17 protein-coding genes are annotated in these 16,161 nt (G+C 44.3%); 7 read left to right on the forward strand and 10 right to left on the reverse strand.

The genetic code is table 11. From position 1 onward, the window contains the following. The first annotated feature begins 66 nt into the window (after nt 1-66). Together gldB and MJ612_RS17360 are read left to right on the forward strand one after the other, a co-directional pair. Nucleotides 67-1,059, forward strand: a complete 993-nt coding sequence (gene gldB / locus MJ612_RS17355; RefSeq protein WP_187033994.1) for a gliding motility lipoprotein GldB — start codon at nt 67-69, stop codon at nt 1,057-1,059. A 20-nt stretch (nt 1,060-1,079) separates the two neighbouring features. Further along, nucleotides 1,080-2,318, forward strand: a complete 1,239-nt coding sequence (locus MJ612_RS17360) for a glycosyltransferase family 4 protein (RefSeq protein WP_187033993.1) — start codon at nt 1,080-1,082, stop codon at nt 2,316-2,318. Nucleotides 2,319-2,322: 4 nt separating this feature from the next. Here the strand turns inward: MJ612_RS17360 and MJ612_RS17365 are convergent, their stop codons facing one another. The 8 genes from MJ612_RS17365 to MJ612_RS17400 form a co-directional block, all read right to left on the reverse strand. Further along, complete coding sequence (locus tag MJ612_RS17365; protein ID WP_187033992.1) at nt 2,323-2,820, reverse strand: YdeI/OmpD-associated family protein; 498 nt, start codon at nt 2,818-2,820, stop codon at nt 2,323-2,325. Nucleotides 2,821-2,824: 4 nt separating this feature from the next. Further along, entirely contained in the window at nt 2,825-3,511 is a 687-nt protein-coding gene (locus MJ612_RS17370) for a hypothetical protein (protein ID WP_187033991.1), read from the reverse strand. Between the two features lie 71 nt (nt 3,512-3,582). After that, nucleotides 3,583-4,509 carry a hypothetical protein gene (locus MJ612_RS17375; protein ID WP_187033990.1) on the reverse strand — a complete coding sequence of 309 codons (927 nt, stop codon included), beginning with the start codon at nt 4,507-4,509 and terminating at the stop codon, nt 3,583-3,585. A gap of 104 nt (nt 4,510-4,613) precedes the next feature. Further along, entirely contained in the window at nt 4,614-5,297 is a 684-nt protein-coding gene (nth, locus tag MJ612_RS17380; protein WP_187033989.1) for an endonuclease III, read from the reverse strand. Nucleotides 5,298-5,316: 19 nt separating this feature from the next. After that, nucleotides 5,317-5,547, reverse strand: coding sequence for a hypothetical protein (locus MJ612_RS17385; protein ID WP_187033988.1), 231 nt, complete (start codon nt 5,545-5,547; stop codon nt 5,317-5,319). Continuing rightward, on the reverse strand, nt 5,522-6,124 hold the full coding sequence (locus tag MJ612_RS17390) for an RNA polymerase sigma factor (RefSeq protein ID WP_187033987.1): 603 nt from the start codon (nt 6,122-6,124) through the stop codon (nt 5,522-5,524). Before MJ612_RS17390 ends, MJ612_RS17385 begins: the two co-directional genes overlap by 26 nt. Nucleotides 6,125-6,554: 430 nt before the next feature. Beyond that, the gene (locus MJ612_RS17395; protein ID WP_187033986.1) at nt 6,555-6,932 is read right to left on the reverse strand and encodes a group III truncated hemoglobin; all 378 of its coding nucleotides are present in this window, start codon (nt 6,930-6,932) and stop codon (nt 6,555-6,557) included. A gap of 185 nt (nt 6,933-7,117) precedes the next feature. Then, nucleotides 7,118-7,453 carry a hypothetical protein gene (locus MJ612_RS17400; protein ID WP_187033985.1) on the reverse strand — a complete coding sequence of 112 codons (336 nt, stop codon included), beginning with the start codon at nt 7,451-7,453 and terminating at the stop codon, nt 7,118-7,120. 504 nt (nt 7,454-7,957) lie between these two features. Here MJ612_RS17400 and MJ612_RS17405 point away from each other — a divergent pair. Next, nucleotides 7,958-9,229: an MFS transporter gene (locus MJ612_RS17405; RefSeq protein ID WP_187033984.1), complete on the forward strand. Its 1,272-nt coding sequence runs from the start codon at nt 7,958-7,960 to the stop codon at nt 9,227-9,229. Between the two features lie 67 nt (nt 9,230-9,296). Here the strand turns inward: MJ612_RS17405 and MJ612_RS17410 are convergent, their stop codons facing one another. Together MJ612_RS17410 and MJ612_RS17415 are read right to left on the reverse strand one after the other, a co-directional pair. Then, entirely contained in the window at nt 9,297-9,419 is a 123-nt protein-coding gene (locus MJ612_RS17410) for a 30S ribosomal protein THX (RefSeq protein ID WP_187033983.1), read from the reverse strand. A 95-nt stretch (nt 9,420-9,514) separates the two neighbouring features. Next, nucleotides 9,515-10,516: a T9SS type A sorting domain-containing protein gene (locus tag MJ612_RS17415; RefSeq protein ID WP_187033982.1), complete on the reverse strand. Its 1,002-nt coding sequence runs from the start codon at nt 10,514-10,516 to the stop codon at nt 9,515-9,517. Between the two features lie 537 nt (nt 10,517-11,053). Here MJ612_RS17415 and uvrA point away from each other — a divergent pair. The 4 genes from uvrA to prmA all read left to right on the forward strand — a co-directional run bounded on the left by uvrA (nt 11,054) and on the right by prmA (nt 16,144). Beyond that, entirely contained in the window at nt 11,054-13,861 is a 2,808-nt protein-coding gene (uvrA, locus tag MJ612_RS17420; protein WP_187033981.1) for an excinuclease ABC subunit UvrA, read from the forward strand. A gap of 221 nt (nt 13,862-14,082) precedes the next feature. After that, the gene (tpiA, locus tag MJ612_RS17425) at nt 14,083-14,844 is read left to right on the forward strand and encodes a triose-phosphate isomerase (RefSeq protein WP_187033980.1); all 762 of its coding nucleotides are present in this window, start codon (nt 14,083-14,085) and stop codon (nt 14,842-14,844) included. A 95-nt stretch (nt 14,845-14,939) separates the two neighbouring features. Then, the gene (locus MJ612_RS17430) at nt 14,940-15,305 is read left to right on the forward strand and encodes a DUF6150 family protein (protein WP_187033979.1); all 366 of its coding nucleotides are present in this window, start codon (nt 14,940-14,942) and stop codon (nt 15,303-15,305) included. A gap of 8 nt (nt 15,306-15,313) precedes the next feature. Next, nucleotides 15,314-16,144: a 50S ribosomal protein L11 methyltransferase gene (gene prmA, locus MJ612_RS17435; RefSeq protein WP_187033978.1), complete on the forward strand. Its 831-nt coding sequence runs from the start codon at nt 15,314-15,316 to the stop codon at nt 16,142-16,144. The last annotated feature ends 17 nt before the right edge of the window (nt 16,145-16,161 follow it).

Consider the following 16,161-nt stretch of genomic DNA (forward strand, 5'->3'; position numbering starts at 1 on the left):
TGTTTGTAATATTCGTGTTACCTTAGTACGTAGGAACCTGCTATTTTTGTACAAAAATAAACAGTAATGTCATATAGATTATTATATATAGCGATTGTTCTTTTTCTGGCCAGCTGCCAGAAGAAAGGCTGCGAACTGCCGGATGATATTGAAGATATACCTGTAGATGTAAAGATAGATCGTCTGGAGAAGGATTTCTTCGCTATTGATAATGAAAAACAGGTAAGAAGTTTCCTGCAGGAAGAACCGCTTTTTGCAAACAAATTTCTGCAGCAAAACCAGTACCCACACGATTCTATACTTGTAAACTCACTTTTAGGGCTTGCTACAAACCCGTCGCTGGACTCCCTGGCGCAGCAGGCTGTTAAAAAGTTTGGGGATATGACCGAAGAGGAGAAGCAACTGGAAACTGCTTTCAAGGTTATCAAATATCATTACCCTGATTTTAAGGAACCCGAAGTAAAAACGTTTGTGTCCGGCCTAAGCCAGGACTTGATGGTGTCGGATAGCCTGATCGTTTTTGGTATTGATTACTTTATAGGCAAGGATGCTATGTATCGTCCGGATACATACGATTATATCCTGAAGCGATACGAGCGACCTAACATGGTGCCGGCAGCTATACTTCTGCTTTCCAACAGGTTCAATAAAACTGATTTCCTGGACAGATCAATGCTATCGGAGATGATAAATGCAGGTAAAGCCTATTACTTTGTTCAGACTGCTATGCCTTGCACGCCTGATTCAACTATAATTGGCTATAGTGGGCAGCAGATAGCGGATGTACATCATAACGAAGGAAAAATCTGGGCTCACTTTATAGAGAAAAGCTTGCTGTATGAAAAGAACCCGTTTCAGGTGCAGAAGTATATGGGCGAGCGCCCAAGCACACCTGAAATTGATGCGACTGCTCCCGGGCGTTTAGGTGCCTGGGTTGGTTGGCAGATCGTACGCAAGTATATGGAGCGTAACCCGGAGGTCTCTTTGCCGGAACTGATGGCTGATAAAGATTTTAAAAAGATCTTCAACGAATCGAAGTATAAACCGGAGAAGCGCTAACTGCTTTCACTGCCCTGTAAATGCGCATTACTATACTTCACCAGCACCACGCAAACCCTGATTGCCCGGCAACGTGCAGGCAGTATTCTTTTATGGAGCAGCTGGCACAGCGGCACAAAATTACGTTGGTTGCCACCAATGCTTACCGTAAGCTGCGCCAGCAACAAAAGTATAGCTGGGTGCCGGAAGGAGTGGAGCTGAAAGAATGTACTGTAGACTATGCCAATAAAATGGGAGTGGTAATGCGCCTGCTCTCCTTTGTTGGTTTTGCAGCCTGCTCTTTTTACAAGTTGATGCGCCTCCCGAAGCAGGATGTGCTGTGGGCGGTTTCGGTGCCGTTATCGGTGCCTTGGGTAGTGGCGCAGGTAGCGCGGTTGCGAAGTGTGCCGTGGGTTTTTGAAGTGCAGGATCTTTGGCCGAGTTTTCCGATACAGATGGGAGCTGTGAAGTATAAATGGATGCAGCAACTGCTTTATAAAATGGAGCTGAGCCTGTACCGTAGTGCCAACCAGATCATTACACTTTCGCCGGACATGACAGCTTATGTAGTTGCACAAGGTATAGACCCGGCTAAAGTAAACACTATACTTAATGGTACTGATATACTTACTGCTGATGCTGTAACCGATGCGGATGTAGAGGCATTAAGAAACAAGCATAATTTACAAGGCAAGCAGGTAGTTTTGTTTGCCGGTACGTATGGCCGAGCTAACGACATCCCAAGTATAATGAAGGCAATTGAGCTGCTGGCGCAAGAGCAGGATATTGTTTTTATACTTGCCGGTACTGGTTACTATGAATCGCAATTGCAGGTACTTGCACAGCGCACACCTAACTTACTGTTGCTTCCGCCTCAGCCCCGCGACCAGGTATTCAGCCTTTTTAAGTTAGCTGCCCTGGCGTTGGTGACATTTAATGATTTACCTGTACTGGAATCTAACTCTCCTGCCAAATTTTATGATAGCCTGGCCTGTGGCACCCCGGTTATAGTTACCAACCCCGGCTGGACAAAGGCTTTTGTAGAAAAGTATAGCTGCGGCTGGTACTCGCCGGCAGAGCAACCTGCTATACTTGCACAAACTATACAGCAAGTTTTAGGAAATACAGATAAGCTGAAAGAAGCAGGTGAGCATGGTTCAACTATAGCCCGTAAGTTGTTCGACAGACAGCAGTTAGTTAAAGAAATGGAAGCTATACTTGAGAAAGCAGCTTTTTCTAACTCAGATAAGCAGTTAAAAGAAAGTATAGCTGAAGTATAAGCTATTACTTACTTAACATCTCTCTAAAAGATTCTTTGCCCAGAGGCAGCTGTTTCAGGTTGTTGATCAGTAGCAATGCGCGATCTATACGAAGCTGGCTGCTTTTAACCCCGCCTACATAGTAAATAATGTAGCGCTGCTTGCCAGGTGGAAGTAATTCGAACCGCCGCTTGCCTTCAGTGTCCTGGTTAAGCAACTCTTTCAGTTCTTCAGGTACTTCCATTCCATATTCAGTTGTGTCTTCTTGTAGCGTTATCTCTACTTTGTCGCCGCTCTGCAGGCCCAGTTGTTTTAACTGTTTGTTATTGATGCTGATGTAGCCGCTTCCGCCACCTAGTGCCACCAACCCACCCTGAAAAGTGAGTTTATTATTGATAGTACACAGCACACGTACTTTAAAAGTACCACCCAACTGCTGCACCACTACAGGCGGAACTTCTATATAATGGCCCGGCAGATGTGGAAGTTTGTTGATTAGGGTTTTATAGTTTATAGTTGGCATAATATTAAACAGCCGGCGTTATAGTTGGAGCTGAGCTATAGTTTGTTACTTCGCGGTTGCGGTCGGCCCAATATGCCCAGATAATAAGCAGCCACTGCATTTGCCCTCCCCAGGCTACGGCATCCATACTTAGCGGCACCGGCCCGAACAAATTCATGAAGTAGATAACCACCAGAAACGCTACCAGCGCCCAGAAACTATAGCTGCCGGTTTTGTTCTTCGCTTTAGTAGTGCGCAGGTATAGCCACAACCCAACTATAAACAGCAGCCCTTCTACAAGTATAGTTACTATAGTTGATGTCCAAAGGCCAAGGCCTAGCATTGGCGAATCACCGGGATAAAGCGGAAGGTCTGGTACGTGAACTATAAGATCTAAAAGCCAATGGCTGATAACAATTAACCCAAGTATAACTGCTGATTTTCTATCTTTTTTGATGAGCCAGTAAACCAACCCGAAAAGCAAGCCCCAGCCCAGCACCAACAGCAAACTATGAGAGATAGGATAATAAGTAAACTTAAGCGGTACCAATACGCCCGGCTCCGGTGCAATCTGTGCGTGCTCCAGGTTTATCAGCAGTAGTGTAGGCCAAAGCAGATCCAGGAATTGCGCAGCCAGGAACAAAGTGCCAAGTGATGGTTTTGGCGCTGCCGCCTTACCTGCTAGACCAACTGCAAAATGACCTAGGAACATGGGGGTGGGTTTAGTTTAGTGCTTACTATATTTTAATTCTTGAAAGTAGATATACAGTAAATAAGCTTATATTAATTTGAGCCAACTTCAACAGCTAAGTTAAATTTATTATCCTTCTGTATCTGATATTCATTTTTATCAAACACACTCAGAATATATTCATTTAGAGCATCAGAATCAGGGATACCGATGTTGATAAGTAAGATCGGCTTTTTGTTTCTTTCAATAGGCAGAGGAAGTAAATCGAAGAAAACATATTCCTCATTTAATTTCTTTAGAACAGATAGCTTATTTGACCTAAGTTCTGTTAAATAACTATAAGTTTTTCCGTCTTTGTCGTCAAAGGCTATTATAGAAAGTATCATGTTGTCAGGTTGGATCTCAAAATGCTTTGCCTGCCAGATATATTGTGCATTAATATTGAGTTCTGTCTTGATTCTCTCAGTAAGTGTTGAGTCTGTAATTTCACGGGTACTTATTTTCCTAAGATCAACTTTTTCATTCCCTAAGCTATAAAAATCTGACTCATCCCGTGGCACTGGCCTATCAGGTGTAAAGACGGCTATAAGAGCGTCTGAAATATTAGCAGATAGGTACTCAACTCTTTTGAATTTCAGGTTAGCAATGTGTTTATGATTGCTATTAAATGTGATGAGGGAATCTTTATGGCTAAGGTCGAAATATTGCTCAACTATGTACGAAGGAAGTCTATAACGACCATTTTCTTCATCTTCATAAATAACAGAGTCTGCTTTATCTCTTAATGCAAAAAATTGTTCAGTTGACAGAGGTATTTTGGAGCCCATGTGAACATAAAATTCATTTGTCTCAGGGAAATAATATGTTTTGTCGATATATAATAAAGAATCTTGGCTATGTTCTTTGAAACCTTGATTGGCAGAACTTCCTTGTTCTGCATCTACTTTAGATTCACCTTTTTTATCTGATGAACATGCCGATATAAAAACTAATATTAAAAGTAGAGCTATAGATTTCATTGTCGCTTTATTATATAGTACAAGTTAAATGAAATTTATGACCAACAAAAAAGCCTACCGCAACTATAGTTACAGCGGGCTTTATAATTTACAAGTCCAGCAAATCAAATTCCACCCAGTTTGTTCTCAGGGTCATCGGGTATGTTAGGGAAGTTTTTCTGGAAAAAGGCGCAGAAGTGGGTAAGGGGGCATTCTTCGCATTTGGGACGGCGCGCGATGCAGATGTAACGGCCATGAAGTATAAGCCAGTGGTGTGCCTTGGCAATTAGCTCTTCAGGAAGGTTGCTTACCAGTTCGCGTTCTACTTCCAGTGGCGTCTTCGCTTTTTTATCTACCAAACCTAGCCTTTTACTAACCCTGAACACATGCGTATCTACGGCCATGGCCGGCTGGTTCCAGATAACCGACACTATAACGTTGGCTGTTTTGCGACCTACGCCGGGTAGTTTTACCAGTTCCTCTACCGTGCTGGGCACCTCGGAGTTAAACTGCTCTACCAGCATGCGGCCCAAACCTGCTAGGTGCTTTGCCTTGTTGTTCGGGTACGATATACTTCTAATGTATTCAAATATCTCCTCCGGTGCGGCGGCCGCTAAGGCCTCTGGAGTAGGATAAGCTTCGAAAAGGGCAGGCGTAACCATATTTACGCGCTTATCGGTGCATTGCGCACTTAGCACAACGGCCAATATAAGCTCGTACGGGTTGGTATAAGCCAGTTCAGTCTCAGGCTCCGGAAAGTTATTCGTAAAATAATCGATCAGGAGCTTGTAGCGTTCTTTTTTGCGCATAAAAAAAGTTTGCAGTCGGTTAAGACTGCAAACTTAAGCTTTTTGAATAATTCAGGATATTATTTATAGCGCGGTCGCTCGGGCTTTTGGTGGCGCCGTCTAATAGTCTTTGGATCAGCAGGAAGTCGGAGCAGCCTTCGGCCAGCTCGTTGTCGTGCATAAGTGCTACCTCCAGCTGCTCGCAGGCATTTTCAGCCAATTCGTTGTACACATACTGGATAAGCTCATTCTGAGTAGATGTTTTTATCATAAGCAATATTACCGTTTAGCATCTTCTTCCTGAGATTGATAAGCGCATAGCGCATACGTCCCAAGGCTGTGTTGATGCTCACACCGGTTGCGTCTGCTATCTCCTGGAAGCTCATGTCGGCGTAATGGCGCATCATAAGCACTTCCCGCTGCGATTGTGGCAGCGTCTGGATTAGCTCGCGCAGACGGGCAACGGTGTCTTCCTGTATCTGCAGCGACTCGGCAGAGTCGGCGGCAAATGCAAGCGTGTTAAACACATTGCTGCCATCTTCCAGCGTGATCATCGGGCTTCGCTTCTCTTTCCTGAAAAAGTCGATTGCCAGGTTATGGGCAATACGGCAGATCCAGGAGGAAAACTTGCCTTCTTCATTATACCGTCCGCTCTTCATGGTGTGGATCGCTTTAATAAAAGCATCCTGCATCAGGTCTTCGGCTGTATACGTGTCTTTAACAATCAAAATGATTGTTGTAAATACTTTGTTCTTGTGTCGGTTTACTAACTGTTCGAACGCATTCTCATTACCTGAGATGTAGAGCGATACTAAAGCTGAGTCGCTCATCTGGGTAGTTGTATTCATCGTAAAGCTACATTAGTTTAACGTAGAGCTTTAAATCATATTGTGCGTTTTAGAGGTTTTGAACAGTTTTATTTAAGAAGTGTAAATCAAATATATGTAATGCTTTTTATTTGTGCAACAGGTACTGGTAGTTCAACTGCAAAAAATCCCCGCGCTCCTGTATCAGTTGCACCTGTCTTTTCATTAGGGCCCCACATATAGTAAGAAGTATACGTTAGTAAAGTATAAAAGAGTATGATTTTAATTTAATTTATTTATCCACATATAGTAACCTGCTGTATATTAATATATTAAATTAAGAATTCTCTATAAAACATACTCAATGCCAACTATATTTTGCAATTGGTAGACGCATAAAAAAAGCCCGTAAGAGTACAGGTATAGCTGTATCCTTACGGGCAAGAAACTAGATTCTGTTTACAAAATTTTTTTAGATCGCCTGGAAATCCATTAGGCCTAAACGCATCTGGAAAACCTGCGCTATACTGGTTGCTTTCTGTTTTATCTCATCAGCTCTCGCTCCTTCAAAAAGCTCATCAACAGTTTGTGTAAACAGCTCCACCCAGCGATTAAAGTGCTCACGCGATACCGGCAGGCGCATATGTTTCGGGAATGGCTGACCTTTATACGCCATACTTCCAAATAACACAGTGCTCCAGAAGTTATACATTACAGGCAGGTGGTGGTCCCAGTCTACCTTGGCAAAGTCGTTAAAGATAGGCCCAAGTACATCATCCAGGTTTACGTGATCATAAAACGTATCTACCAACAGCTTTATATCTTCTTCGTTTTCTATATCCCGCTTCATTATATGTAATTCTTAATAGGTATGCTTTTTTACGATGCAAGTATAGCTTATGAGCTGCAGCTATAAAATGACATTAGTCAACATCCTGAAACAGAGCAGAACCATTAGGGCAATAAAAAAGTCCTTCGCCAGGCAAATGTGCCTCACGAAGGACTCTCTGAAAAGTATGTTAGTATAGTAGAGTTTTATTCCCTGGTATATTTTTTTAAGCGGTTAAGTATAAGTAGTATGCGGCGGTTAATTTCGCGTTCTTCTACTGGCTTGCACTGTGCCGATAGGCTGGCAGGTGCCTGTAGTTTCTGCTCCAGAGCTTGCAGGTGTTCTAAATAGCATTCCAGTGTAGTGCAGGAAACATTCTTAAGGGTTGCTTCATCTGAGCCTGCTGCACCGTTTTTTATATTAATAGCTTTTGCTATTTCTGCGTTTATCAGCTTAGTTACGTCTGTGCTTGTCGTAATTTCCTGCTGGTACACCTTCTTCTCGATGCTTCCTAATAAACTTTTGATGTCCAGTAATTCCATAGTGTCAATATCTAAGAGTAAAAAATATAAAGAGCGTATGCTTCCTTGCTCCTGAAAGTACGAGACCAGAGCATACCCGTTAAACAAAAAAGGTAATGTTTACAATATGATCATTTTGCGTGCGCTGTTCTTAACAAGACCCTAACAGAAATGCGATGCTGGCGCACACACAGAAAACGGAAGCAGTTGCTGAGGGATGTTTCCCGTTCTCTAAAAAGTTATACTTCTAAGGTGATAGCCTTGTTACAGAAAAAACGCTAAAAAAAGTAAGTTATTATCTAGCTGTTTTATAAATGGTTTTAAACAAGTGATTTACACAGAATAAGGCCTGTTTTCAATTTGGTGCAAACAAAAAATTAATTAGTAAAAGGTAAGCGATAAGACAACTTAAACAAATTTGGAGGGTGGCATACTAAAGCGATTGTCTTGCTGCTTACCTTTGTGTTTTGCTATACTTTCTCAGCGGGGAGCCCAAGTATAGTACAACAGGTTTAGGAGGTTATAATGAAAGAGAAGAAGGGAAATGTCGTGGTAAAACACGACCCCTATGCCGTGCTGCGGCTACCTGAGTTCCGGTTATATATTTCAGCAAGGTTATGCATTACGCTTGCCATGCAGATACAGGCCGTTATAGTTGGCTGGCAGATTTACGACATCACCAAAGATCCTTTTTCACTTGGGTTAATTGGCTTGGCTGAAGCTATTCCATCTATAGTTGTATCCTTATATGCCGGTTATCTGGCCGATATGGTGCCGCGTAAAAAAATAATTATGGTGGTAGTATCGGTACTGATGTTGTGCTCTGCGGCCTTGCTATACTTTACCTTAGATATGAGCCAGGTAATTGCGCTGTTTGGAGTACTGCCTATCTACGTGATCATTTTTATTAGTGGTATTGCACGTGGCTTTATGAACCCTGCCGTGTTCTCTTTTATGCCGCAGCTGGTGACCGGAAAGCAACTATACGCCAATGCCATTACCTGGAGCAGTACTACCTGGCAGGCAGCATCATTGGTTGGGCCGGCTATCGGGGGATTGGTTTACGGCTTTTATGGCATAACTGCTGCCTATGCTACCGATGCTATACTTGTATTCCTGTCGCTGGTATCTTTTGCTTTGATAGGAGCCAAACCACTACCTGAAAATATAAACCCGCAGAACCTGAAAGAGAGTCTGCGCACAGGTATAAAGTTTGTGTTCGGGAACCAGGTTATACTTAATGCCATCTCGCTGGATATGTTTGCGGTGCTGTTTGGTGGTGCGGTTGCGTTGTTGCCTGTTTTCGCTTCTGATATTTTAAAGATAGGGCCGCAGGGTCTTGGCTTCTTACGTGCTGCACCAGCAGTTGGCTCTGTGGTTATGGCTGTCTGGATGGCTTACTATCCGATAACCGTACAGGCTGGTAAAAAAATGTTGTGGTGCGTTGCCGGATTTGGGGTGAGCCTTATTTTGTTTGGGTTCTCCACTAACTTCTGGTTTTCGCTGGTAATGCTTATACTCAGTGGTGCTTTTGACAGCATCAGCGTGATTATACGCTCTACCCTTATCCATACCCTTACCCCGGAATATATGAAGGGCCGTGTGTCCTCAGTGAACAGTATTTTTGTTGGATCTTCTAACGAGATTGGAGCTTTCAGGGCTGGTGCTATGGCAAAGTTAATGGGGGCTGTGCCTTCGGTAGTTGTTGGTGGGTTAATAACGTTGGGCGTGGTAGGGATAACAGCAGCAAAAGCCGACAAACTGCGTAACCTTGACCTGCACCCTGAAACAACCTGATTATACTTATACTTTTAAAACAGCAACGGCCCTGCAGATCTGCAGGGCCGTTGCTGTTTTGAGCTGCTTACTTCTCTGATTTTTCCTTTTCAGTGGTTGCGGCAGCTTTGTTGGCTTTGCGTGGGCGTCTGTTGCCGTAAGTGCCTTTGGTAATTTTACCTTTCCTTGATTTTCTATCTCCTTTTCCCATAATTAGTTTATAGTTAGTTAGGTTTTTACCAATCATACGGGTAAGGTATAGCCACAGGTTATAGTTAGCTGTGCCTCTACCTTATCAGTTTATACTTACTCCAGCACAATTCGCTGGTATACTACCTTGTTACCTGCAGTGGCCGACAGAAAATAAAGTCCTCTGTATTGCTTCAGTTCGTTTAAAGGCAGCTCTAATGCATGGCTGTCACCTTTAACTGTTTTAGAATACACCACACGCCCGGCCATATCTTTAAGTTGCACCAGGGTTTCAGTGTTTGCTACGTTACTGAGCGTAATAGTACAGTCGCCGTTTCGGCAAGGGTTTGGTAAGAGCATTACCTGCATGGCGTCTCCTGTTTCCCAGTGCACAGCTATAGTTTTAGAGTAGCTGAAAGCATTGTCGTAATCTACTTGTTTTAACCGGTAGTAGTTAATTCCTTTCAAAGGGTCTTTATCTGTGAGCTTATAGCTGGCTGGTAAAGATGTAGTGCCACTGCCCTGAACTGTACCTATACTTGAAAAATGATTGCCATCCGGGCTGCGTTCTACATCAAAGTGGCTGTTGTTTAACTCACTTGCCGTTTCCCACTCCAGGTTAATGCCGCTTTCTGTCGCTTTGCCTTCAAAGCTTGTAAGTTCTACTGGCAGGGGTTCAATAATTCCACAGTTAAAAGATTCATCAAAAACGATATCTACCATTTCTTTGCTACCGTCTGCATACGTTATAGTAACTTTTAGCTTCCCATCTTTAAAGGAATTAGCATTTACTGCAAAGACTATTGTCTGCAATGTTGCTGTAATGTCAGCATCGGTAAGCGTAACAGGTGGCCCCTGAACCTGATTAATCGTTATTTCGGTAACATTTTCACAGATATCCTGGAAGAAAAGCTCTACATCAAGCTGCTCATTCTGTGGCCCACCGGGCTGCTCTGGTCTTGGTGTTACACTTACATATCCAACAGCAGAACATCCATCAGGAGTAATGTAATTACATGGCTGGTCGGGTAGTTGGTTTGTTTGGGCCAATACTCTGCTAATTGTTAAGGAAGGGAGAAGCAGAATAATAAGTACTAAAAGGCGGGTAAATTTTTTCATAGTGTGGGTATCTGGGTCTAGTCTCACGTAGCATCAGCTGAATACCCGGCATTAGTCGGTAACGAAGAACACTGGCCTTTAAGCGGGGTGCGGCGCTAAGGCCGGCGTAGAGGAGATTAGCTGCAAAGGCAACTAATTGCTGAGTGCATCGGCGGTGCAATCTCAGGCACGGCCTGTGGTAGACTTAAATAGGCAGAAGCTATACACAATTGTACGATTGCTATTCTTTCACGTTAAAATAACAAATGTGACGCTGTCAAAAGTAGTACAAATTATAACCAAAGCGGATAGTATAAGCTATAGGAATGAGTTATTGAAAAGCTAAACCTTTTTAAGCTTGACGCTGTTACAAAAAGATGCTTTATTCTATCGCTATAGTGGTTTTTAACAGAATTGCTTTTATAAGAAGTATAGGATAAGGCATACCGGATAAACTGCTTCTAAAAGAAGGAGGGGATTCGTAACTTTACACAATTATAAAAGAACGAAAATTGGCTCTGGCAACACCTTTATAGTTGCTGAAAAGCTGTCGCTACTATGGCAATAACTCCCGAATACAACCTCGACGAACTCGATGCACGTCAGAATATAATTATAAAAGGTGCGCGGGTTCATAACCTGAAAAACCTGAGCGTGGCCCTGCCACGCAATAAATTTATAGTTGTTACCGGCCTTTCCGGCTCCGGCAAATCTTCCCTGGCTTTCGATACACTTTATGCCGAAGGACAGCGCATGTACGTGGAAAGCCTAAGCTCTTATGCGCGCCAGTTCCTGGGCCGTATGGATAAACCGGATGTAGATTACATTAAAGGTATTAGCCCGGCCATTGCCATCGAGCAGAAAGTAAGTATAAAAAATAACCGCTCTACGGTTGGTACCAGCACCGAAATCTACGATTACCTGAAATTGCTCTATGCACGAATCGGTAAAACTTTTTCGCCTGTTTCCAGGGAGGTTGTTAAAAAAGATTCGGTAGCTGATGTAGTGGACTTTATTTTTTCGCTGGAAGATGAAGCCCGTGTAATGATCCTGGCCCCGCTGCTGCAGCACAAAGAGCGTTCGCTGGCTAAAGAACTGGACCTGCTCCTGCAAAAAGGTTACTCCAGGATTTACGCTAACGGAGAAGTATACTTTATTGAGGAACTGCTGGAGCAGAAGAATCCGAAGCTGGGCAAGGAAGTATATATCCTGATCGACCGTGCGGTGATCTATAAATCTGATGAAGACCTGCAATTCAGAATAGCCGACTCGGTGCAGACAGCCTTTTATGAAGGACATGGCGAGTGCCGTGTGAAGTATGGCGACGGTGAAGAGCGTGTGTTCTCAGATAAGTTTGAGTTGGATGGGATGGTGTTCGAAGAGCCTTCGGTAAATTTCTTCAGCTTTAACAACCCGTATGGCGCGTGCCAGACCTGCGAAGGTTTCGGAAGCGTGTTAGGAATAGATCCGGACTTAGTGATTCCGGACAAAAGCCTGACTGTATACGAAGGAGCCATTGCCCCGTGGAGAAGCGATAAAATGAACGAGTGGCTGCAGCCGTTGGTAAAAAATGGTATACGCTTCGATTTTCCGATACACCGCCCTTACAACGAACTAACCGAAGCCGAGCAGGAATTGCTCTGGACAGGTAACAAGTACTTCGAAGGGCTGAACGATTTCTTTAAACATATACAGGCACAGACCCATAAAATTCAGTACCGGGTTATGTTGTCGCGCTACCGTGGCCGCACCACCTGCCCAGACTGTAAAGGCTCTCGCCTGCGCAAAGATGCCAGCTATGTGAAAGTGAACGGCAAAAGTATAACCGACCTGGTGCTCATGCCGATTACGCAGGTGCTGCCATTCTTCCAGAACATTGAGCTTACCCAGCATGAGCAGAACGTAGCCGACCGACTGGTAACAGAAGTGGCAAACCGTTTAGGTTACCTGGAGCGTGTAGGCTTAGGCTACCTGACGCTGAACCGTTTGTCAAATACTTTATCGGGTGGCGAGAGTCAGCGTATAAACCTGGCAACTTCACTGGGTAGTGCGCTGGTAGGTTCCATGTATATCCTGGATGAGCCAAGTATAGGCCTGCACCCGAAAGATTCTGAACAGTTAATAGGGGTACTGCGCTCGTTGCAGCAGTTGGGCAATACGGTTATAGTTGTAGAGCACGAAGAAGAAATGATGCGTGCCGCTGATCAATTGATAGATATTGGTCCGGAAGCAGGCTCGGGTGGTGGTAACCTCATGTTCCAGGGTACTTTAGATGAACTCACAAAAAAAGCTGATACCTATACTGCCCGGTATCTGAGTGGCCGCATGGAGGTGCCCGTACCAACGCAACGCCGCAAATGGCGCAATGCAATTGAGATAATCGGTGCCCGCGAAAACAACCTGAAGAACCTGAGTGTAAAGGTTCCGCTGGATGTGATGACGGTAGTAACAGGTGTAAGTGGCTCAGGTAAATCAACGCTGATCAAGAAGATTTTGGCCCCAGCGATGCAGAAGCTTCACGGTGCCACGTCAGAAGCAACCGGTAAGTTCGATAAGCTGGCTGGCGACTATAATAAGATCAAGCATGTAGAGTTTGTCGATCAGAACCCGATAGGTAAATCGTCTCGCTCTAATCCGGTTACTTATGTAAAGGCCTATGATGCTATCCGTACGTTGTATGCTGATCAGCCGTTAGCAAAGGCACGAGGGTTTAAACCATCGCACTTCTCCTTTAATATTGAAGGAGGCCGTTGTGAAGTATGTCAGGGCGAAGGCCAGGTAAAGATCGAAATGCAGTTTATGGCTGACATCTACCTGACCTGCGAAAGCTGCCATGGCCAACGCTTTAAACAGGACGTGCTTGATATCAAGTATAAAGAGAAAAGCATTTCGGAAGTGCTGGATATGACCATTGCCGACAGCATCGATTTCTTCGCGGATCAACCGAAAATTATCGAGAAACTGAAACCGCTGAATGATGTTGGTTTAGGTTATATCCGTCTGGGGCAATCGAGCAATACATTGTCGGGTGGTGAGGCGCAACGTGTTAAACTAGCTTCGTTCTTAACTAAGGGCGCGCAACCGCATCAGGATAACATTCTGTTCATTTTCGATGAACCAAGTACAGGCCTGCACTTCCACGATATCAGCAAACTGCTTACATCCATCAACGCACTGATCGAGAATGGCAATACGGTAGTCATCATCGAGCACAATATGGACATCATCAAATCTGCTGACTGGATTATAGATCTTGGTCCGGAGGGAGGTATAAACGGTGGTCATTTGCTGTTTGAAGGCACACCGGAAGAAATGGCGAAGCTGGAAGATAACCACACAGCCAGATTTTTGAAGGATAAATTATAGGTAAGAACTATAAAGTATAGAAAGCCGCAGAAACTGTATAGTTGCTGCGGCTTTTTCTTTTTGGTGTTCCGGTACCAACCACCCCTGCCCCTCCTTGGTTAAGGAGGGGCAGGGGTGGTTTGTTTACACCCGCTGTAAAGTATATATCATAATTTACTAACTTGCCGTACAGCAGCGGAAGCTGTTTAACCAAGTATAAATTCAACATCAAAGTATAAAACATGAGAAAACGTATAGTTGCCGGCAACTGGAAAATGAACAAGACCTACGAAGAAGCGCTGTCGCTTGTGTCGGAGATCGATAACATGGTGAAAGACGAAGTAACCGGCGATGTGACCGTAATTGTAGCTCCTCCTTTCCCGTTCCTGCAAAGCGTAGGCAAACTAACCCAAGGCAACGACCTGATGCACCTGGCTGCCCAAAATGTGAGCGAGCACGAAAGCGGAGCCTTTACTGGTGAAGTATCGGCAAGTATGCTTAAGTCTGTGGGTACAGAGTATGTGATTATCGGCCACAGCGAGCGCCGCATGTACCACCACGAAGATGCACAAACGCTTTACAAAAAACTGAAAGCAACTATAGCTCAGGGCTTAAAACCAATCTTCTGCTGCGGCGAGCCTTTAGAAGAACGCGATACAGATAATCATTTTGAGTATGTGGGCAAGCAGCTGCACGACAGCCTTTCTTACCTGAGCAACGAAGAGTTTGATAAGGTAGTGGTAGCCTACGAGCCGATCTGGGCGATAGGTACAGGTCGCACGGCCAGCAGCCAGCAGGCGCAGGAAATGCATGCTTATATCCGTGAGCAGCTTTCTAAAATGTTCGATGCGGAGGCTGCTTTTAACTGTTCTATACTTTATGGTGGTAGCTGCAACCCGGGTAATGCCCAGGAGCTTTTCGCACAGCCGGATGTAGATGGTGGTCTGATTGGTGGGGCATCACTAAAGTCAAGAGATTTTACAGATATAATTAAATCGTTCTAAGCAAAGGAACTTTTGAACCAGAAAGGCTGCCAATACATTGTACTGGCAGCCTTTTTTATTATTGCAATTCGTTATCTTTGAGTAAAATGTGAGTTATGCCTGTACTATTTACTTTCTGGCTGGCACTTTTGCCTTTTTTTAAGTCTGCTGCTCCGGCGCCGGCGTTATTTCCTGTTGCCAACGACTATTGCAGGATTTACGGTTCTGTATACCTGGAGCGCGACCCAAAGTATAAAAACGACGCTGCTTATACTGTGTTCTTAGGAGAAGATGAAGCCTTTGCCAACATGGTAGTATACCGGGAGAGTAACAAACTTTTTGCGGATGCTACAGCCGTTTGGTATCTTACACCTAATAAGGCATTTGCAGATCACATTTTATATGTAACTGATAACCGTAACCTGGCAGATATAACTGTACATTTTACAACCGTGCGTTCATTTGCCACTTGCCGCGAATAAATACAACCATGGATTTTATAGAAGTAACTTTAAAAGTAAACGCTGATTTCGCGGATATACTTACCGCCGAGCTGGGAGAGCTGGGCTTTGACGCCTTTGTAGAGAACGAAGAAGGATTTAGCGCCTACATTGACGAAGACAAGTATAGCCAGCAGGAACTGGAAGAGACGTTGAACCGCTACGCTGATCTGGCACAGATAGAATATGCAACACAGAAAATAGAGCGCCAGAACTGGAACGAGGAGTGGGAGCGCAACTTTGAACCGCTTTTCATCGGTGACCAGGTATCCGTAAGGGCATCGTTCCACGAGAAACCTGCCAACGCGAAGTATGATATCGTGATCAACCCGAAAATGTCATTCGGCACAGGCCACCATGAAACCACTACTTTGATGATCGAGAATCAGTTGACGCTGGATCACCAGGGCAAACGCGTACTGGATATGGGTTGCGGTACAGGTATACTGGCCATTATGGCCGGCGAACTAGGAGCCTCAGAGATTGTAGCAGTTGAGATCGAAGACTGGACGGTAGAGAATGCCCGCGAGAATGCTGAACTGAATGGATACTCAAGTATAGATGTGCGTTTAGGTGGCGCTGAAACGATTGAAGGCGATAAACCATACGACATTATACTTGCCAACATCAACCGTAACGTTTTATTAGATGATATGCCCGCTTATGTAGCTGTGCTGAAGCCGGAAGGCTACCTGTTGCTGAGCGGTTTTTATACTGATGACCTCCCGATGCTGCAGGAACGGGCAACCAGACTGGGGCTAACATACCTGTCGCACCGCGTGAAGAACAACTGGGTTTCCGCAATTTTTAAGTATAGCTAACAACTTAACGGTACTGC

It is taken from the genome of Pontibacter deserti, assembly GCF_023630255.1.
Lineage (GTDB): Bacteria > Bacteroidota > Bacteroidia > Cytophagales > Hymenobacteraceae > Pontibacter > Pontibacter deserti.